Below are 19,472 nucleotides of genomic sequence, written 5' to 3'. Positions count from 1 at the left end.
GCGTTCCGCGTCGGGGATGTCAGGGAGTTCAATCGGGCTGGGCATGACGGCTGGACGAGTCGCGGGAAACGATGAGGTACTTTAACGGATATCTTCAGCCAAGGCTGCCATGACTTATTGAGAAGTTACCTGAGATCTACGACAAGGTCTTCATCGAGGACTGAATCAGGCGTCCGGATGTTCCGTGCCTGTCGGTGACGCCCTCGGCGGCAAGGCGGTTCGGCCACGTCCCACGGACTTGAATTGGTAATTCCCAATGCCAATTAAAGGGCGTCCGACGCACAATAGGCGCCCTTTAATTTTGCTCTTTGATCTCCTGGCCGCCCAAACCCTCGGCGAAAGACCGAGGCATCAAACGCCATGCGCTCCACGGTCGAATCTCCCGCGATCGCCGACGCCCGGCCGCGGCCAGGCGTGTTTATCCTCAATTTATGGAGTACCTCATGTCCCAACCGACGAAAGACGCCATCGAATCCGCTATCAAAGACTATAAGGAGCCGCATCTCGGGCGCGATCTGGTCGCCGCTCATGCCATCCAGGACATCGCGATCGAGGGCGACCAGGTCAAGGTCAAGGTCGTGCTCGGGTTTCCAGCCAAGGGTATCCAGTCGATCATTGCCGAGGCGCTCCAGGAGCGGATCGCCAAGGTCGCGGGCGTCGGTTCGGTCGCGGTCGAGGTGAGCTGGGAGGTCAAGGCCCACTCGGTCCAGAAGTCCCTCAAGCCCATCGACAACGTCAAGAACATCATCGCCGTGGCCTCGGGCAAGGGCGGCGTTGGCAAGTCGACCACCGCCGTCAACCTGGCCCTGGCGCTGGCCGCTGAAGGGGCCAAGGTCGGACTGCTCGACGCCGACATCTATGGCCCCTCGCAGCCGCGCATGCTCGGCCTCAGCGGTCAGCCCGATTCCAAAGACGGGCGCACGCTCGAACCCATGGTCAGCTATGACATCCAGACCATGTCGATCGGTTTCCTGATCGAAGACGAAACCCCGATGATCTGGCGCGGCCCCATGGTCACCCAGGCGCTGGAGCAACTGCTCAACGACACCAACTGGTCGGATCTCGATTATCTGGTCATCGACCTGCCGCCGGGCACGGGCGACACCCAGCTCACCCTGGCGCAGAAGGTGCCGGTCTCGGGGGCGATCATCGTTACCACACCGCAGGACATCGCGCTGCTGGATGCGCGCAAGGGTCTGAAGATGTTCCAGAAGGTCGAGGTGCCGGTGCTCGGCATCGTCGAGAACATGAGCATCCACATCTGCTCCAAGTGCGGGCACGAGGAGCACATCTTCGGTCAGGGCGGCGGTCAGAGCATGTCCGACCAGTACGGGATCGATCTGCTGGGCTCACTGCCGCTCGACATCCAGATCCGCGAGGAAACCGACAACGGCAAGCCGACGGTCGCCGCCCAGCCCGAGTCGCGCATCACTGAGATCTATCGCGAGATCGCCCGCAAGACCGCCGCCAAACTCTCGCTCCAGGCCAAGGACTATGCCTCCAAGTTCCCGCGCATCGTGATTCAGAACACCTGAAGCCCCTCACCCCAACCCCTCTCCCGGCGGGAGAGGGACTCAGGACTCAGGCTGTGAAGCGGACCTGCACGTCACGGGGAGGTGCCTGATGCGGCGCGCTGGTGACCAGCAGGCAGGCGCCGGCGCGCGCATAGTCCTCGGCATTGCGTGCGTTGATACCGCCGGCCGCACCGACCAATGCCGCCGAACCGCGCGCGCTGAGTGCCGCGACGACCTCGGCGACCTCTTCGGGCGTGAACTTCTCCAGTTGCAGCACATCGGCGCCGGCCTCAGCCCAGTCGAGTGCTTCGTCGAGCGTATGAACCTCGACCACCACCCGTTTCTCGGGCGCCTGTCGGCGCAGATTGGCAATAGCGACCGCCGGCGAGGCATGGCCCAGGAATTGACGGTGCTCGGCAAAGATCAGGATCGTCTCCGAGAGTCCGCAACGATGCATCACGGCGCCACCGGCGCGAAAGGCCTTGACCGCCAGACGGCGCGTGCCGGGGACGTTCTTGCGCGTCCCGGCGACGATGGCGTCGGGATGGCCGCGCCGTGCGGCCGTCTGGATCGCGGCGGCGCTGCTGGCCATCCCCGAGCACCATTCCACCAGCGTCTGCGCGCTCTTCCAGGCGCGATGCAGCGCGCCGGCCGGTCCATTCGCCATGAGCAGCGGGGTTCCAGGCGCGGCCTCGCGTCCCGAGCGCGTCTGGAGTTCGGTTTGAGCACCGCAGAGCGCCAACAGTCGCGCCGCCTCCTCGATCCCGCAGACGACCATGGGATCGCGTGCCTCGAACTGGAGACGACCCGCGCGCTCGGCGATGCCGAGCGCTTCGGTGGTGAGATCACCGAAGGGGACGTCTTCGGCGAGCAGTGCCTGGAGTTCGTGATCGCTGAGTACGCTAGAGGCTGTCGAATACATGGTGTTTGAATCCTTGGATTGAATCGAACCTCGCCGATGGCCGGATGTCATGTTTCACGCACTCGCCCGGAGTCGCGATCCGACAGGTCTCGATAGTGGCGGCAGCCAAACGCGCGAGTCCTTGCCATCAGGAGGTCGAGATGGGTGTTTTTTGGTAGTGTGTCGCAAACTCGGTCTGGCTGGATCGAATAGGGTCAAAGCAAAAAGTGTACCGCTTCGCTCGGTTTTGACCCGCCGGCTGGATTACGATGCAGCGGTTCACATATGGATACAGTAGGATTTATCCAGACTTCCAGCGTCCGCACTTTCGGCCGCCGTCGCGCTTTCAACTCAGGAGCAAGTCAGCATGATCTCTCAAGCCATGGCCCAGCGCCTCAATGCCCAGATCAACCGCGAGCTGTATTCGGCCTATTTCTATCTCGGACTCTCGGCCCAGGCCGAGGCCATGAATCTCCGGGGTCTGGCCGCCTGGTTCTTCGCCAAGCACGGCGAGGAGCAGACGCATGCACTCAAGATGTATCGTTATCTGATCGACCAGGGGGCGGTGGTCGAGCTGAATGCGATCGAGGCACCGGCGAACGTCGAGCGTGGCATTCTGGCCATGTTCGAGCGCACCCTGGAGCACGAGCGTAGCGTGACAGCCGCGATCAATGATCTGTTCGATGGCGCGCTCTCCGAGAAGGATCACGCCACCCAGATCTTTCTGCAATGGTTCGTCACCGAGCAGATCGAGGAAGAGGCCACCGTCGGCGACATCATCGGACGGGTGCGGCTGTTCGGCGATCAGGGGCAGGCACTGCTCATGATCGACAACGAACTCGGCGCGCTCGCCAAGCAGATGGCGACCGCAGCAGCGACTCAGCCCAGCACTGGCGCCTGAGCGCGACACGCGATCCGCGAAGCGAGGCGCCTGCGTCAATGAGCAAGAAGTCCGACAAGTGCTGCAAAAAATACCGCGAAGGCAAGCGTTGCAAAAAGTGTCCAAAGGGCTGAGCACTTGAACGCGAGATTCACTGATCGTTCTTCGCTCCAGCGCCACATCGAGCGCTCGGCGCTGACGGCCGCGACGCCGATCCTGGAGGATCTCAGGACCAAGCCGGGACTGATCTTTCGGCTCGGCATCAAGAGCGCGCCGCTGTTCGTCGGTCAGGCGCTCTTCATCGCCGAGCAGTCGATCATCGACGATGTCGAGCAGATCTATTTCTTCACCCGCGAGGGCGAGTTCTTCGAGCGCGTCTTCGCCTCAGTGGTCCCGAACGGGCGCTTGGGCAATCACAGCCTGCCGCGTGGGCGTCTGCTGGAAGTGAGCCGGTTGGCCACCTTCTCGGCCTCACTGCGCGCAGTGAGCCTCGATGAGATGCGCCGGCTCTGGAGTCTCTACGACAGCCAGTCGCTGTTCGCGCTTGCCCGTTCGCTCGGGCTGGAGACGGAACCGCTGGAACCGATCGGCGCCCGGCACGGCCTCAGGCTGGCGGAAACCATCGTGCACCCCTGGCTCGACACGCGCGTCAAGGCGCTCTTTGCCGATCCGGTGTTCGTGCGGCTCGTCTCCGACAAGATCGCGGCCGATCGGCGTGCGGCGCTCACCTATTTCGCGCAGCAGGGGCTGATCGATGGGCGCGGACCCTTCGGCCTCGTCGATATCGGCTGGCGCGGTACTATCCAGGACAATCTCGCCTGGATGCTGCCGAACACGCGCTTCTTCGGCTACTACCTGGGTCTACAGCGCTTCCTCAATCTCCAGCCACCCAATGGCGTCAAGCGTGCCTATGGTCCGGATGCCAACCTCAACCTGTTCTTCAGTCACCTGCTCGATGCCGTCTCGCCGATGGAGATGCTCTGCAATTCGCCGCATGGCAGTGTCATGGGGTATTACCTGGAGGGAGAGGGGGCTCGCGCCCGGCGTTTGATCGAACCGACCGAGAACGCCATCCAGGCCGAGGTGGTGCGGTATTTCCAGGATGGCGTGCTCCTGGCCTGTCGGCACTGGGCGCCCCATGTCGAGGCCCACTCAATCCGCAGTCAGGATCTGCGTGAACAGGCCTGCCAGCTCTGGAGTGATCTGATCGAGCGCCCCGAGCGTCAGATCTCGGAAGCCTATGCCGCGCTCAAGCACAACGATGTCTTCGGTGTTGGCGGCTTCGTCGACAAGCGTGTCGTGCCTTCACCCTGGCGGATGATTCGTGGGATCGTCTCGCCCGAGGATCGACGCGCGGTCATTCTCTATATCAAGCAGACCCAGTGGACCTCAGGCCTGTGGCAGCGGCACGATCTGAGTCGCTTACATCGGCTGATGCTGATCGCCGCGCTGACGCTGGGGCGTGCCTATAAGCATCTGCGCATGTGGATGCATTATCACTGGGTCACCAAGCGATGACATGAGCCGCATCAAATGATATCGGTGATTTTCCACTGAGTGCCGATCCGCGATAAGCGGATATGGGTCGCGTTCTCGCCGAGCCGTCCGAGTCGGATCAGGAACCGGTCGTAGGATTCGAAGAAGGCGAAATCGACCGCACCGATCAGATAGGGCGGACTCTGACCCGTGACCTGAGTGATGCTATCGCGCACGGTCTCGCGCACCCAGTCGAGCGTGATGGCCTGCTCCAGCGCCGAATCGCCCAGACGCTCGATGTTCTGTCGAATCCAACCGCTGACGCTCTGCGGATCTTCGGCCAGCAGCATCCCACTCACACCCGAGGCCATGCGACGCTTGTAATTGGCGCGAATGCCTGGAAGATCCACCAGTGTGGCCAGTTCGGTCGTATCCGGTCGCACGATGGCGCCGTCGAGCCGATAGAGGCTGTAATAGGGCCATAGCCCATAGGCGATGAGCAGCAACAGCAGGAGATAGCCGATGAATCGCATGAGCGTGCTTTTCCTTTCAAATGTCGGCCAATGATCGGGAGTCTTGGCGTGAAGTCTAAACCTTTTAGCGGTGCGGGCGCGACCCAGGGACTGGAAACCTATCTGGTCGGCGGCGCCGTGCGCGATCACCTGCTCGGACGCACCACGCACGAGTACGACTATGTGGTGGTCGGCGTCAGCGTCGAGGCGATGCTCGCGCGCGGCTTCCGTCAGGTCGGCAAGGATTTTCCGGTCTTTTTGCACCCCGAGACTCAGGACGAATACGCGCTCGCCCGTACCGAACGCAAGACCGCGCCCGGCTATCACGGCTTCCAGGTCCAGGCCCATCCCGATGTGACGCTGGAAGACGACCTGCGGCGGCGCGATCTGACCATCAATGCCATAGCGATGGACGCCGAGGGCCGGATCATCGATCCACATGGCGGACAGGCTGATCTGGAGGCGCGCGTACTGCGCCATGTCTCGCCGGCCTTTGCCGAAGATCCGGTGCGCATCCTGCGCTTGGCGCGCTTTGCTGCGCGTCTGGCCGATCTGGGCTTTCAGGTCGCCGAGGAAACTCAGGCGCTGATGCGCCGCATGGTCGACGCTGGCGAGGTCGACGCCCTGGTTCCGGAGCGCGTCTGGCAGGAGATGGCGCGCGCGCTCGGCGAAACGCAGCCCTCATGCTTCTTCGAAGTGCTACGCGACAGCGGTGCTCTGGCACGCCTGCTGCCCGAAGTCGACCGGCTGTGGGGCGTGCCCCAGACCCAGAAATGGCACCCGGAGATCGACACCGGCGTCCATGCCATGCTGGTGATCGACATGGCCGCGCGGCTCTCGCCCGAGCTGGAGATCCGCTTCGCTGCGCTCTGTCACGATCTGGGCAAGGGCACCACGCCGCCCGAAATCCTGCCCAGCCATCACGGTCACGAAGAGCGCGGCCTGCCGATGGTCGAGTCCATCAGCGCGCGCTTTCGTGTCCCCAACCGCTGCCGTGAACTGGCACATCTGACGACGGCCCAGCATGGACGAATCCACAAGGTCGACGAACTGCGCGCCAGCACCATCCTCGATGTCTTTGAGCGCACCGACGCTTTCCGCCGTCCAAAACGCTTCGAGCAACTGCTCGTCGCCTGCGAAGCCGATTTTCGCGGTCGCGGCGGCTATGCCGAACGCCCGTATCCCCAGGCCGACGTCTGGCGCCGCCTGCTCCAAGCCGTCACCGCCGTCGATGCCAGCGCCATTGCCCACGCCGAAAGCGAACCGCGCCTGATACCCGAGCGCATCCGCGCCGCCCGTCTGGCGGCCATCAAGCACGCGCGTCCCGACATGATGACCACGCCATCATGAACCCCAAGACCACTCGCCGTACCGCCCAAGATCAAAGTGGGTCGGGTCATGGTGGGCGGGGGTGTCGACGGCATGGATGCCGTCGTCAAGCCTCCAGGGATGGATTCACGGCGTCCCCCGCCCGCCATGACCCGACCCGCCACCTCCGCGCGCGAAGTGATTTGTCTTACAGGCCGCTCCTATCGCATCATGCGCGTCCCTGACTGAACGAAACCACAAGATTGCCGATGTCGGACACCCCCATCTACACCGCCGAGGGCCTCGAACGCCGCCCGCTCAAGGACTTCACCGAGAAGGCCTACCTGGATTATTCCATGTACGTCATCCTCGACCGTGCCCTGCCGCACATCGGCGACGGACTCAAACCCGTCCAGCGGCGCATCCTCTATGCCATGTCCGAACTCGGACTCTCCGCCACGGCCAAGTTCAAAAAGTCCGCCCGCACCGTCGGCGACGTACTCGGCAAGTTCCACCCGCACGGCGACTCGGCCTGTTACGAAGCCATGGTGCTCATGGCCCAATCGTTCAGCTATCGCTATCCGCTGGTCGACGGCCAGGGCAACTGGGGCTCGCCCGATGACCCCAAGTCGTTCGCCGCCATGCGCTACACCGAATCGCGCCTGACGCCCTATGCCGAGCTGCTGCTGGCCGAAGCCGATCAGGGCACCATCGACTGGCAGCCCAACTTCGACGGCACGCTCGACGAACCGCGCCTGCTCCCGGCGCGGCTGCCGAACCTGCTGCTCAACGGCGCGACCGGCATCGCCGTCGGCATGGCCACCGACATCCCGTCGCACAATCTGCGCGAGGTCGCGCGCGCCTGTATCCATATGCTCGAACACCCCGAGGCGACGCTGGAGGAACTGGTCCGAATCATCCCCGGACCCGACTTCCCGACCGAGGCCGAGATCGTCACACCGGCCGACGAACTCCTCAAGCTCTACCGCACCGGCAACGGCAGCCTCAAACAGCGCGCCCGCTACACCCGCGAACATGGCGACATCGTCATCACCGCGCTGCCCTATCAGGTCTCGGGCAGTCGGGTGCTGGAACAGATCGCCGCCCAGTTCAACGCCAAGAAGTTGCCGATGATCGAGGACTTCCGCGACGAGTCCGATCATGAATATCCAACCCGACTGGTCATCGTGCCGCGTTCCAATCGCGTCGATGTGGAACGCCTGATGTCGCACCTGTTCGCGACCACGGATCTGGAGCGCAGCTATCGCGTCAATCTCAATCTGATCGCGCTCAACGGCCGCCCGCGAGTGATGAACCTGGTCGAGATCCTGAGCGAGTGGCTGATCTATCGCACCGAGACCGTGCGCCGAAGGCTCCAGCACCGGCTGGAGAAGGTGCTGGAACGCCTGCATCTGCTCGATGGTCTACTGATCGCCTTCCTCAATCTCGACGAGGTGATCCATATCGTTCGTACCGAGGATGAACCCAAGCCGGTGCTGATGGCGCGCTTCGGTCTGACCGAGCCGCAGGCCGACTATGTGCTCAACACCCGCTTGCGCCAGCTCGCGCGCCTGGAGGAAATGAAGATCCGCGCCGAACAGGCCGAGCTGGCCGCCGAGCGCGATGGCTTACAGCGTCTGCTGGGTGACGAGCGCGCGCTCAAACGCCTGATCCGCGACGAGATCACCGCCGATGCCGAACGCTATGGCGATGCGCGTCGCTCGCCCCTGGTCGAGCGCGCCGCCGCGGCCGCCATCGACGAGACCGAACTCGCTCCGAGCGAACCGCTCACCGTCGTCCTGTCCGAGAAGGGCTGGGTGCGCGCCGCCAAGGGTCACGAGGTCGACGCAACCACTCTGAGCTATCGCGCCGGCGATGCCTTCCTGAATCTGGCACGACTGCGCAGCAACCAGACGGCCGTCTTTCTCGACTCGACCGGACGCAGTTATTCGCTCCCCGCGCACACCTTCCCCTCGGCGCGCGGTCAGGGCGAACCGCTCACCGGACGCCTCGATCCGCCGCCCGGCGCGCGCTTCGTCACCGTGCTCGGCGACAGTCCCGACACGCGCTATCTGCTCGCCTCGGACGCTGGCTATGGCTTCATCGTGCGTTTCGAGGATCTGATCGCCAAGCCCAAGGGCGGCAAGGCTGTTCTGACGCTGCCGGACGGGGCGCGTATTCTGGACCCGGTCCGCATCGCTAACCTCGAAGGCGCCAGCGTGGCGGCTGTCACCAGTGCCGGGCATCTGCTGGTCTTTGTGCTCGCCGAGCTGCCCGAGATGGCGCGCGGCAAGGGCAACAAGATCATCGGACTGCCGGCTGGACGCGCCGGAGCCGATGGCGAGCGTCTGCTCGCCGTTGCCGTGGTAGGCGAGGGTGCGAGTCTGACGCTGTCGGCCGGTAAACGCGAACTTACGCTCAAGCCGGCCGATCTCGCGCTTTACCGTGGCGAGCGGGGACGGCGTGGTAAACTCCTGCCGCGCGGCTTTCAACGCGTCGATGGATTGCGTGCATAAGCCACCGACGTGTCGATGTTTTTGCGATTTGTCCACTATGATTAATTCAATAGCCCGCGCCGGATAGGAACAACAGCGCCCCCTCGACCCCATGTTGGAGGTTTAACGATGGATGCTGGCCTGGCGACGATCCTCATCGTCGATGACTCGCCCGAGAACCTGGCCGTGCTGAGCGAGTTGCTGCAAACCGAGTATCGCGTGCGCGCCGCGACTTCGGGCGACAAGGCGCTACGCGTGGTCAAGACCACGCCCAAGCCGGATCTGATCCTGCTCGACGTCATGATGCCCAAGATGGACGGCTATGAGGTCTTCTCGCGTCTGCGCTCCGACGCTGAGACGCGCGATATCCCGGTCATCTTCGTCACCGCCATGGACAGCACCGAGGCCGAAATCCGCGGGCTGGATGTCGGTGCGGTCGACTATATCGCCAAGCCGATCGTGCCGCCGATCCTGCGCGCGCGCGTCCACACCCAGCTCGAACTCAAGCAGGCGCGCGACTGGCTCAAGAACCAGAACGCCTATCTCGAAGTCGAGCTGGCGCGACGCATGAGCGAGAATCTGGCCGTGCAGGACGTCAGCATCCATGCGCTGGCGCATCTGGCCGAGATCCGCGACCCCGAGACCGGCAATCATCTGCGCCGCACCCAGGGCTATGTGCGTGCGCTTGCCGAGCAGTTGTCCGAGCATCCGCGTTTCGCCGATTTTCTCTCACGGCACGCCATCGATCTCCTCGTCAAGTCCGCGCCGCTGCACGACATCGGCAAGGTCGGCATCCCGGACCACATCCTGCTCAAGCCCGGCAAGCTCACGCCGGCGGAGTGGGAGGTCATGAAGACTCACGCCAAGCTCGGGCGTGACGTCATCGAGCAGGCCGAGCGCGACGTCGATCGTCCGCTCGATTTTCTCATGATGGCCAAGGATATCGCCCACTATCATCACGAACGCTGGGATGGCGGCGGCTATCCTGATGGGCTGGCCGGTGACGATATTCCCATCGCCGCGCGGCTCATGGCGCTCGCCGACGTCTTCGATGCGCTCATCTCGCAACGTGTCTACAAGCCGCCGATGTCCTTCGAGGAAGCCTACGCGATCATCGTCGCCGGTCGCGGCAGCCATTTCGACCCCGACGTGGCGGATGCCTTCATCGCCTGTTTCGATGAATTCTGCGAGGTGGCGATTCGTTATGGCGAGGCCGAGACGGCCGCGCTGGCACTCGGTTGATGGGCGGAGCCCTACAAGCGAATCTGGTGGTGATTGGGCGCGTAGCCGCGCTCGCGGTAGGCACGGAAGCGCGCGCGTCCGGCCTGACGTAGCGCTGGATCGTTGTCGACCAGATCGCACAGCCGCTCGAAGCGTTCCAGTCCAGGCGGGAGTTCGCGCGAGAGATTCAGCAACACCTGACACTCGCTTGCGGGCGAGCCGTCCAGACTGATGAGGATCGGCGTCAGGGCGGCATCCACGCTCCCGACCAGACCATGCGGCAGAAAGCTCTCCTGCCGCAGGGTCCACAGTAGACGGTCGAGATGGCGCGCCTCCTCGCGATCCGGACAGAGGATGAGCACGCGCAGCTCCTGAGCGCGGATACGCTCGACGAGCCGACAGGCCAGGATGAAACGATCACCCCGGCTGTCGGGTTCGAGGCTGTAGAAATCGACCCGCGTCATAACGCGATTCAGAACCCCTCGGTCGAGGTGAAGAGTCCGACGCGCAGATCACTGGCGGTGTAGATGGTGCGCCCGTCGACCTGGACCACGCCATCGCCGATGCCGAGCACCAGCTTGCGGCTGATGACGCGCTTCATGTCGATGTGATAGGTCACCTTGCTCGCCGTCGGCAGCACCTGACCGGTGAACTTGACCTCGCCCACGCCCAGCGCCCGGCCATGTCCGGGATTACCGATCCAGCCCAGATAGAAGCCGACCATCTGCCAGAGCGCATCGAGTCCGAGACAGCCGGGCATCACGGGATCGCCCGGAAAGTGGCACTGGAAGAACCAGAGATCAGGGTTGATGTCGAGTTCGGCCAGGATCTCGCCCTTGCTATTGGCGCCGCCGAAGTTGGCGATACGCACGATGCGATCCATCATCAGCATGTTGGGCACCGGCAACTGGGCGTTGCCCGGGCCGAACATCTCGCCGCGCCCGCAGGCGAGCAGTTCATCGCGATTGAAAGAGGCTTCTTTATTCACAGTCGATCCTAGAGTAAGGCACGCCGGATGGCATGCTGGAGGCCCGGCGACACAGGGCCGCCGAAAGCGTTAAGGGTTGAATCAGGTGCGCAGACGCGCGCGCACGAACTCGACGATCGCGTCGATGGCGATGAGCTGCATCTCGTCGTCGGTGCGGCCCTTGTACTCGACCTGCCCGTCGTCGAGTCCCTTGTCGCCGACGACGATGCGATGCGGGATGCCGATGAGTTCCATGTCGGCGAACATGAAGCCGGGGCGTGCATCGCGGTCGTCGAGCAGCACATCGATCCCGGCGGCCTGGAGTTCGGCATAGAGCTTTTCGGTCGCCTCGCGCACCCGGTAGGATTTGCCGAGCTTCATCGGCAGCAGTGCGACCTCGAAGGGCGCGATCGGCGCCGGCCAGCAGATGCCGCGCTCATCATGATGCTGTTCGATGGCCGCCGCGACCACGCGCGAGACGCCGATGCCGTAGCAGCCCATGGTCATCACGGTCGCTTTGCCGTCCTCGCCGAGCACGGTGGCCTTCATCGCCTCGCTGTACTTGCGGCCGAGCTGGAAGATGTGACCGACCTCGATACCGCGCGCGATGGTGAGCGTCCCCTGGCCGTCTGGACTGGGATCGCCCTCGATCACGTTGCGCAGATCCGCGACCTCGGGCAGCGGCAGATCACGGCCCCAGTTCAGCCCGAACCAGTGCTTGCCGTCGATATTGGCGCCGGCACTGAAGTCGGCGGTGACAGCGACCGTGCGGTCGACGATACAGGGAATCGGCAGATCCTTCGGCCCGAGCGAACCAGGACCAGCGCCAATGACAGCGCGGATCTCGGCTTCGGTGGCCATGCGCAGCGGTGAGGCGACCTGCGGCAGCTTCTGGGCCTTGATGGCGTTGAGTTCGTGGTCGCCACGCACCAGGAGCGCGACCAGCTCAGCGTCGCTGTCCTCCGACGCCGCGACCACCAGGGTCTTGACCGTGCGCGTGATCGGCTGATCGAACTGCGCGACCAGATCCGCGATGGTGCGCGCTTCGGGTGTATCGACCAGACGCGCGTCCTCGGCTGGCGCGGGCGCGGTCTCAGCCAGCGCCACGGCCTCGGCCAGCTCGACGTTGGCCGCATAATCACTCGCCGTCGAGAAGGCGATGGCGTCCTCGCCTGAGGAGGCCAGGACATGGAACTCGTGCGAGGCGCTGCCGCCGATGCTGCCGGTGTCGGCGCTCACCGGGCGAAAATCGAGTCCGCAGCGCGTGAAGATGCGGCAGTAGGTCTCGTGCATGCGCTGATAGGTCGCGTCCAGCGAGTCCGCGTCGAGATGGAAGGAGTAGGCGTCCTTCATCAGAAACTCGCGCGCGCGCATCACGCCAAAGCGCGGACGGATCTCGTCGCGGAACTTGGTTTGAATCTGGTAGAAATTGATGGGAAGCTGTTTGTAGCTCTTGAGTTCGTTACGCGCCAGCTCGGTGATGATCTCCTCATGCGTGGGGCCGAAACAGAACTCACGCTGGTGGCGGTCCTTGAAACGCAGTAACTCCGGGCCGTATTGTTCCCAGCGCCCGGACTCCTGCCAGAGTTCAGCCGGTTGCACAGCGGGCATGGACACTTCCAGCGCCCCGGCGCGGTCCATCTCCTCGCGCACGATGCGCTCGACCCGGCGCAGTACGCGCAGTCCAAGCGGCAGCCAGGTATAGAGCCCGGCGGCGAGCTTGCGGATGAGGCCGGCACGCAGCATCAGCCGATGACTGACGATCTCGGCATCGGCCGGTGTCTCTTTGATAGTCTGGAGCGGAAACTCTGAGGTGCGCATCGGATCGAAAATCTCGGCAGGTAAAGCGCGAAAGTCTATTGGTCCGACGGCGTTGAAACAACACCTGTGGCAAAACAGGCCGACGATGGGGCAGATCACGGCGTTAATGGTATAAAATATCAGTCTTTCAACCGAACCCCTACGGTCGCTCGACCTTCAGATCGCCCCTATTCCTGGAAAGCATGTCAATGGTTCATTCAGAATCGATATCCATGGCCACGGAGCGGCGCACACAGGCTCGTATCGACCTACAGATTTCGGTCGAGCTGGCCATCCCAGGCCACGACAAACCGGTGCGTGCCTCCACGCGCGACCTCTCCTGGGGGGGCGCGCTGCTGTATCTGTCCGAGCCATTGCCTGAAAATGTCGAGACCCTGACGCTCAGCCTGCCCTGGCGGACTGGCAAAACCATCCGTGCCCTGTGCCAGATGCTACGCGAGCGTCCGCTCAGTGAGGGCGGTTATCTGGTGGCGCTGCGTTTCATCAGCCTGTCGCCACGCGGCCAGAGTCGCCTGGAGCGCCTGCTTAAAATGCTGCACCCGTCAGACACAACGGCGGGTGAGGACGGAAAGCTGGCCCTGTTTCGCGAGCTGGAAGTGACGGTCAGCGATACCGATGAGCTGCGCGAGAAGCTGTTGCAGATTCTGGAAGGCCGCTACACGGTGACGGTCTTCGAGACCTATCAGGTCGGGCAGAGCATCAGTTTATCGATCCGGGGCACCTTCGATTTGCCGAGCATCCGTTTGCGCGCACGGGTCTCAGATGTGCGCAAGTCCGAAGTCAAGGGGTTCGACTGGGCCGAACTCTATACCCTGTCGCTGGCATTCGAGCATCCGAGCAGCACGATTCGCACCTTTGTCGATCTGGTTTTGAATCGGCTGTCCAACACGGAAGAAGAAAATTCCACCTTCAGCAGCTATCTGGAGGGTGCTCCGGATTGGCTGAAATCGGTGGCGACGGCGACAGCGCGTTCCAGCACGAGCCACACTCGCTCGGAGTTGGCCAGCGAGGAGGAGACGCGGTCCTGTCTGGAGTCTGAGTTTCCCGAAGCCGTCGAGCGGCTCGTCGCTGGCTGGGGCAACGTCAAGGATTTCGAAATGGTCTTCAAAAGCCTGGTCTTGGGCCGTAACGATCTGCCGGGTGGCTGGTCTCAGGAAGCCTGGGATGAGCTGGAGATGCTCCAGAGCGTCCATGATCGAGCCTATGGCGTCTCGGAACAACGGAGTAGTCCGCTTAAAGGCGGGCGGTTATGACGAATCGGCGCTTCGATGGCCTTTGACGAATGACACGCCAGGGGCCATAATGCGCCGTCCTGGATTTGACGCTGTCAGATAGTGCGTCACCCTTCAGTCCAGGCTCTCACGCCACGCGCCCGTAGCTCAGATGGATAGAGTACAGCCCTCCGAAGGCTGGGGTCACAGGTTCGAATCCTGTCGGGCGCGCCAATCAAATACCTACACCGCTTCTTTCTCCTGGTTGTCTAGCGTGACTCGATCATGACGCAAAAACCAACTGGGCGACTGCGCGTGGCACCCCAAGATGCTGACTCATACCCTCGCCACTTGGGGGCTGTTTGAGTTCATGCTCAAGGCACTCCAACCCGCCCTGTCTTCTCGCCGACCCTCACAACGGTGACATGGGCAAATTTGGAACTCCTGGACGAAGCCCAAAGCCGTGTCACATGGACAGTCTGCCCGCCATTCTCTAAAATACCGAAGATTTAGCGCGTCGCTGTCACAGCGACCTTGAAACGTGCCTGTGTCGTCGATCCAGGACGATCGCGCGTCCCTCGCCCCCGATTCGGAGACACCCTTGAGAAAACCCGCGATTTTGGTTCTGGAAGACGGTTCGGTCTTTCGCGGAACGTCGATCGGCGCCGACGGCTCCAGCGTCGGTGAGGTCGTCTTCAACACGGCCATGTCCGGCTACCAGGAGATCCTGACCGATCCCTCCTATCTGCGACAGCTCGTCACCCTGACCTATCCTCATATCGGCAATGTCGGCGCTAACTCCGAGGACGAGGAGTCGGGCACCATCCAGGCGGCCGGACTCATCGTGCGCGATCTGCCGGCGCGCCCGAGCAACTTCCGGATGCAGGAGTCACTCGACGCCTATCTGACCCGTCACAACGTGGTCGGTATCGCCGATATCGACACCCGACGTCTGACCCGTATCCTGCGCGAAAAAGGCGCTCAGAACGGCTGCATCCAGGCCGGTGAGTCCATCGACGAGGCCGCCGCACTCGCCGAGGCGCGTGCGTTCCCCGGACTCAAGGGCATGGATCTGGCCCAGCACGCCTCGACCCAGGAAGCCTATCCCTGGACCCAGGGTTCCTGGACGCTCGACAGCGGACTGCCCGAACCACTGAAGCCGGTCGGCGACAAACTGCCCTTCCATGTGGTCGCCTACGACTACGGCATCAAGCGCAATATCCTGCGGATGCTGGTCGATCGCGGCTGTCATGTCACCGTGGTCCCGGCGCACATGCCGGCGGCGACCGTACTGGCGCTCGAACCCGATGGCGTCTTTCTGTCCAACGGACCGGGCGACCCGGCGCCCTGTGATTACGCCATCGCCGCCATTCGCGAACTGCTGGAGACCGAGACCCCGATTTTCGGCATCTGTCTCGGTCATCAGTTGCTCGGGCTGGCCTGCGGCGCCCAGACGCTCAAGATGAAGTTCGGCCATCACGGCGCCAACCATCCGGTGCAGGATCTCAAGACCGGCGTGGTCATGATCAGCAGCCAGAACCACGGCTTCGCGGTCGACGAGTCGAGTCTGCCCGAGACGCTGGAGGCGACCCATCGTTCGCTGTTCGACGGTTCGCTTCAGGGGATCCATCATCGCCAGCGTCCGGCCTTTAGCTTCCAGGGGCATCCCGAAGCCAGTCCGGGTCCACACGACGTCGCGCCCGTTTTCGACCATTTCATCGACCTGATGCGGGAGCGCAAAGCCTAACGACCGACTGCCCTGAGTCCGTCCGATCCGGACGGCTCGCCCGTTCGACCGCCCTGTGCCTGACATCGCCCACCTTTCCGAACCGCCGCGTGAGACCCCATGCCCAAGCGTACCGACATCCATAGCATCCTGATCATTGGCTCCGGCCCCATCGTCATCGGTCAAGCGTGCGAATTCGACTACTCCGGCGCGCAGGCCTGCAAGGCGCTGCGCGAAGAGGGCTATCGGGTCATCCTGGTCAACTCCAATCCGGCCACCATCATGACCGACCCCGAGATGGCCGATGCGACCTATATCGAGCCGGTCACCTGGCGCGCGCTCGCCTCGATCATCGAGCAAGAGCGCCCGGACGCGCTCCTGCCGACCATGGGCGGTCAGACGGCGCTCAACTGTGCGCTCGATCTGGTGCGCGAAGGGGTGCTCGAAAAATTCGGCGTCGAGCTGATCGGCGCCTCGCGTGAAGCCATCGACAAGGCCGAGGATCGCGATCTGTTCCGGCAGGCGATGCGCCGGATCGGACTCGACATGCCGCGCTCGGCCATTGCCCACAGTCTGGAGGAAGCGATCCAGGTCCAGGCGCCGATCGGCTTTCCGACCATCATCCGCCCGTCCTTCACCATGGGCGGCAGCGGCGGCGGCATCGCCTACAACCAGGAAGAGTTCGAGGAAATCTGCCGGCGCGGTCTGGATCTGTCGCCGACCAAGGAGCTGCTGATCGAGGAGTCGGTGCTCGGCTGGAAGGAGTATGAGATGGAAGTCGTCCGCGATCACGCAGACAACTGCATCATCATCTGCTCGATCGAAAACCTCGACCCAATGGGCGTACACACCGGCGACTCGATCACGGTCGCGCCGGCGCAGACGCTGACCGATAAGGAATATCAGATCATGCGCAACGCCTCGATCGCGGTGCTGCGCGAAATCGGCGTCGACACCGGCGGCTCGAACGTGCAGTTCGCCATCGATCCGGCCACCGGGCGCATGATCGTCATCGAGATGAACCCGCGTGTGTCGCGCTCCTCGGCGCTCGCCTCCAAGGCCACCGGCTTCCCGATCGCCAAGGTCGCGGCCAAGCTCGCCGTTGGCTATACGCTCGACGAACTGCGCAACGAGATCACCGGCGGCGCGACGCCGGCCTCGTTCGAGCCGACCATCGACTATGTGGTCACCAAGATCCCGCGGTTTGCTTTCGAGAAGTTCCCCCTGGCCGACGCACGTCTGACGACGCAAATGAAGTCGGTCGGCGAGGTCATGGCCATTGGCCGCACCTTCCAGGAATCGCTGCAGAAAGCCCTGCGTGGACTCGAAATCGACCGTTACGGACTCGACGAGATCGTCGATCTCAACGACCCCGACGCACTCGATACCATTCGGCTCGAAGTGCGCCAGACCGGCGCCGAGCGACTGTTCTATGTTGCCGAAGCTTTCCGCGCCGGCATGACTCTCGACGAGATCCATGATCTGAGCCGCATCGACCCCTGGTTCCTGGCCCAGATCGAGGATCTGATCAAAGCCGAGGACGAGACGCGCACTGCCGGCCACGCCGGGCTGACCCTGGAGCGACTGCGCGCGCTCAAGCGTCAGGGCTTCGCCGATCGGCGCATCGCCCGGCTGGTCGGGGCGCAGGAATCTGAGATCCGCGCCCTGCGTCACGAGCTGGGTCTGCATCCGGTTTACAAGCGGGTCGACACCTGTGCCGCCGAGTTCGCTTCCAGCACCGCCTACATGTATTCGACCTATGAGGAAGAGTGCGAGTCCGAGCCGACCGACCGCGAGAAAATCATGGTGCTCGGCGGCGGTCCCAACCGTATCGGTCAGGGTATCGAGTTCGACTACTGCTGTGTCCATGCCGCTTTCGCCATGCGCGATGACGGCTATGAGACCATCATGGTCAACTGCAACCCCGAGACGGTCTCGACCGACTACGACACCTCTGATCGGCTCTATTTCGAGCCGCTGACACTCGAAGACGTGCTGGAGATCGTCGCCAAGGAAAAGCCCAAGGGCGTGATCGTTCAGTACGGCGGTCAGACCCCGTTGAAACTGGCGCGCGCGCTCGAAGCCGCCGGCGTGCCCATCATCGGCACTACGCCCGACAGCATCGACCTGGCTGAGGATCGCGAGCGCTTCCAGCAGCTCATCCAGGAGCTGGGTCTGCGCCAGCCGCCCAATGCCACGGCGCGCAGCGAGGCGGAGGCCGTCGAGCGTGCCGCCGCCATCGGCTATCCGCTGGTGGTGCGTCCGTCCTATGTGCTCGGCGGACGGGCGATGGAGATCGTTTTCGACGAGACCGATCTCAAGCGCTACATGCGCGAAGCGGTGCGCGTCTCCAACGATTCGCCGGTACTGCTCGACCGCTTCCTCGACGATGCCATCGAGGTCGATGTCGATGCCATCTGCGACGGCAACGATGTCCTGATTGGCGGCATCATGGAGCACATCGAGCAGGCCGGCGTGCACTCGGGTGATTCGGCCTGTTCGCTGCCGCCCTACACCCTGTCGCCGGCGATTCAGGACCGGATGCGCGAGCAGATGGTCAAGATGGCGCGCGGACTCAATGTCGTGGGCCTGATGAACGCTCAGTTCGCGATCAAGGGTGACGAGATCTTCATCCTCGAAGTCAATCCGCGCGCCTCGCGCACCGTGCCCTTCGTCTCCAAGGCGATCGGTCTGGCGCTGGCCAAGGTCGCCGCGCGCTGCATGGCCGGGCGCTCGCTCGAAGAGCAAGGCTATCGACGCGAGGTTCGGCCCAAGCACTATTTCGTCAAGGAAGCGGTCTTCCCCTTCGTCAAGTTCCCCGGCGTCGACACTCTGCTCGGGCCTGAGATGAAGTCCACCGGCGAAGTGATGGGCGTGGGCGAGACCTTCGGCGAAGCCTATGCCAAGGCTCAGGAGGGTGCCGGAAGTCTGCTGCCACGCAAAGGCGGCAAGGCACTCCTGAGCGTGCGCGAGGGCGATAAGGCGCGTCTGGTCGAGGTCGCGCGCGATCTGCTCGAATTCGGTTTCACGCTCTACGCGACCCACGGCACCGCCGAAGCCGTGCGCGCCGTCGGGCTGCCCTGCACGGGCGTCAACAAGGTCGCTGAGGGTCGCCCGCATCTCGTCGATATGATTAAGAACAATGAGATCGGCTTCATCGTCAATACAACCGAAGGGGCCAAGGCCATTGCGGATTCAGCCGCCATCCGTCGCGCGGCGCTCCAGCACAAGGTACCCTATACCACGACCATCGCCGGAGCCGAGGCCACCTGCATGGCGCTCAAGCAACTGGACATCCTGAGCGTCAATCGGTTACAAGACCTGTACTGAATCGTGTCGCGCGACTGACCGGCGCCTCGTCCCGATCCGGCTCGACACCGGGTGTGATGAGGCGGCGACGCAATCCCGATCACGTCCAAAGAGACCCGCAAGAGGTCGGC

General features: G+C 63.3%; 14 protein-coding genes and 1 tRNA gene. 10 read left to right on the top strand and 5 right to left on the bottom strand.

Annotated elements, in window-relative coordinates; all coding sequences use genetic code 11:
* Positions 1 to 443: 443 nt before the first annotated feature.
* Positions 444 to 1,535, top strand: a complete 1,092-nt coding sequence (gene apbC, locus GJ668_RS16115; RefSeq protein WP_155451157.1) for an iron-sulfur cluster carrier protein ApbC — start codon at positions 444 to 446, stop codon at positions 1,533 to 1,535.
* Between the two features lie 46 nt (positions 1,536 to 1,581).
* Here apbC and modD read toward each other — a convergent pair whose 3' ends face one another.
* Complete coding sequence (modD, locus tag GJ668_RS16110; RefSeq protein ID WP_155451156.1) at positions 1,582 to 2,436, bottom strand: ModD protein; 855 nt, start codon at positions 2,434 to 2,436, stop codon at positions 1,582 to 1,584.
* Positions 2,437 to 2,782: 346 nt separating this feature from the next.
* Between modD and GJ668_RS16105 the strand changes: the two genes are divergently transcribed.
* Complete coding sequence (locus tag GJ668_RS16105; protein WP_155451155.1) at positions 2,783 to 3,316, top strand: ferritin; 534 nt, start codon at positions 2,783 to 2,785, stop codon at positions 3,314 to 3,316.
* 117 nt (positions 3,317 to 3,433) lie between these two features.
* The gene (locus GJ668_RS16100; protein ID WP_155451154.1) at positions 3,434 to 4,813 is read left to right on the top strand and encodes a hypothetical protein; all 1,380 of its coding nucleotides are present in this window, start codon (positions 3,434 to 3,436) and stop codon (positions 4,811 to 4,813) included.
* A gap of 11 nt (positions 4,814 to 4,824) precedes the next feature.
* Here the strand turns inward: GJ668_RS16100 and GJ668_RS16095 are convergent, their stop codons facing one another.
* Entirely contained in the window at positions 4,825 to 5,304 is a 480-nt protein-coding gene (locus tag GJ668_RS16095) for a DUF2939 domain-containing protein (RefSeq protein ID WP_155451153.1), read from the bottom strand.
* Between the two features lie 48 nt (positions 5,305 to 5,352).
* On the opposite strand from GJ668_RS16095, the gene GJ668_RS16090 reads away from it, so the two are divergent.
* The 3 genes from GJ668_RS16090 (at position 5,353) to GJ668_RS16080 (ending at position 10,328) form a co-directional block, all read left to right on the top strand.
* A complete protein-coding gene (locus tag GJ668_RS16090) occupies positions 5,353 to 6,633 on the top strand; it encodes a multifunctional CCA addition/repair protein (protein WP_343032232.1) in 1,281 nt (426 codons plus the stop codon).
* 227 nt (positions 6,634 to 6,860) lie between these two features.
* A complete protein-coding gene (gene parC, locus GJ668_RS16085) occupies positions 6,861 to 9,107 on the top strand; it encodes a DNA topoisomerase IV subunit A (RefSeq protein ID WP_155451151.1) in 2,247 nt (748 codons plus the stop codon).
* Positions 9,108 to 9,215: 108 nt separating this feature from the next.
* Positions 9,216 to 10,328 (top strand): HD-GYP domain-containing protein, encoded by a 1,113-nt coding sequence (locus GJ668_RS16080; protein WP_155451150.1) that lies wholly within the window; start codon positions 9,216 to 9,218, stop codon positions 10,326 to 10,328.
* 11 nt (positions 10,329 to 10,339) lie between these two features.
* Here GJ668_RS16080 and GJ668_RS16075 read toward each other — a convergent pair whose 3' ends face one another.
* The 3 genes from GJ668_RS16075 to GJ668_RS16065 form a co-directional block, all read right to left on the bottom strand.
* On the bottom strand, positions 10,340 to 10,771 hold the full coding sequence (locus GJ668_RS16075; protein WP_155451149.1) for a DNA polymerase III subunit chi: 432 nt from the start codon (positions 10,769 to 10,771) through the stop codon (positions 10,340 to 10,342).
* Between the two features lie 8 nt (positions 10,772 to 10,779).
* The gene (fabA, locus tag GJ668_RS16070) at positions 10,780 to 11,295 is read right to left on the bottom strand and encodes a 3-hydroxyacyl-[acyl-carrier-protein] dehydratase FabA (RefSeq protein WP_186343153.1); all 516 of its coding nucleotides are present in this window, start codon (positions 11,293 to 11,295) and stop codon (positions 10,780 to 10,782) included.
* Positions 11,296 to 11,376: 81 nt separating this feature from the next.
* Complete coding sequence (locus GJ668_RS16065; protein WP_155451148.1) at positions 11,377 to 13,095, bottom strand: proline--tRNA ligase; 1,719 nt, start codon at positions 13,093 to 13,095, stop codon at positions 11,377 to 11,379.
* Positions 13,096 to 13,307: 212 nt separating this feature from the next.
* Here GJ668_RS16065 and GJ668_RS16060 point away from each other — a divergent pair, with 212 nt between their 5' ends.
* The 4 genes from GJ668_RS16060 (at position 13,308) to carB (ending at position 19,362) form a co-directional block, all read left to right on the top strand.
* Positions 13,308 to 14,348: a PilZ domain-containing protein gene (locus GJ668_RS16060; RefSeq protein WP_246194941.1), complete on the top strand. Its 1,041-nt coding sequence runs from the start codon at positions 13,308 to 13,310 to the stop codon at positions 14,346 to 14,348.
* 115 nt (positions 14,349 to 14,463) lie between these two features.
* Positions 14,464 to 14,540 (top strand) — tRNA-Arg (locus GJ668_RS16055).
* Between the two features lie 367 nt (positions 14,541 to 14,907).
* A complete protein-coding gene (carA, locus tag GJ668_RS16050) occupies positions 14,908 to 16,053 on the top strand; it encodes a glutamine-hydrolyzing carbamoyl-phosphate synthase small subunit (protein WP_155451146.1) in 1,146 nt (381 codons plus the stop codon).
* 99 nt (positions 16,054 to 16,152) lie between these two features.
* Positions 16,153 to 19,362: a carbamoyl-phosphate synthase large subunit gene (gene carB, locus GJ668_RS16045; RefSeq protein ID WP_155451145.1), complete on the top strand. Its 3,210-nt coding sequence runs from the start codon at positions 16,153 to 16,155 to the stop codon at positions 19,360 to 19,362.
* The last annotated feature ends 110 nt before the right edge of the window (positions 19,363 to 19,472 follow it).

This window comes from Allochromatium palmeri (genome assembly GCF_009720725.1).
In the GTDB taxonomy this organism is placed as follows: Bacteria; Pseudomonadota; Gammaproteobacteria; order Chromatiales; family Chromatiaceae; genus Thermochromatium; species Thermochromatium palmeri.
The sequence above is the reverse complement of the archived record's forward strand: the minus strand, read 5'-3'. Positions and strand labels throughout refer to the sequence as shown.

What these genes read in the sequence shown, in the direction of transcription:
- GJ668_RS16060 (WP_246194941.1), top strand. Translation starts at nt 13,308, where the DNA reads ATGGCCACGGAGCGGCGCACACAGGCTCGTATCGACCTACAGATTTCG.
- modD (WP_155451156.1), bottom strand. Translation starts at nt 2,436, where the DNA reads ATGTATTCGACAGCCTCTAGCGTACTCAGCGATCACGAACTCCAGGCA.
- apbC (WP_155451157.1), top strand. Translation starts at nt 444, where the DNA reads ATGTCCCAACCGACGAAAGACGCCATCGAATCCGCTATCAAAGACTAT.
- GJ668_RS16105 (WP_155451155.1), top strand. Translation starts at nt 2,783, where the DNA reads ATGATCTCTCAAGCCATGGCCCAGCGCCTCAATGCCCAGATCAACCGC.
- GJ668_RS16080 (WP_155451150.1), top strand. Translation starts at nt 9,216, where the DNA reads ATGGATGCTGGCCTGGCGACGATCCTCATCGTCGATGACTCGCCCGAG.
- GJ668_RS16095 (WP_155451153.1), bottom strand. Translation starts at nt 5,304, where the DNA reads ATGCGATTCATCGGCTATCTCCTGCTGTTGCTGCTCATCGCCTATGGG.
- GJ668_RS16065 (WP_155451148.1), bottom strand. Translation starts at nt 13,095, where the DNA reads ATGCGCACCTCAGAGTTTCCGCTCCAGACTATCAAAGAGACACCGGCC.
- GJ668_RS16075 (WP_155451149.1), bottom strand. Translation starts at nt 10,771, where the DNA reads ATGACGCGGGTCGATTTCTACAGCCTCGAACCCGACAGCCGGGGTGAT.
- parC (WP_155451151.1), top strand. Translation starts at nt 6,861, where the DNA reads ATGTCGGACACCCCCATCTACACCGCCGAGGGCCTCGAACGCCGCCCG.
- carB (WP_155451145.1), top strand. Translation starts at nt 16,153, where the DNA reads ATGCCCAAGCGTACCGACATCCATAGCATCCTGATCATTGGCTCCGGC.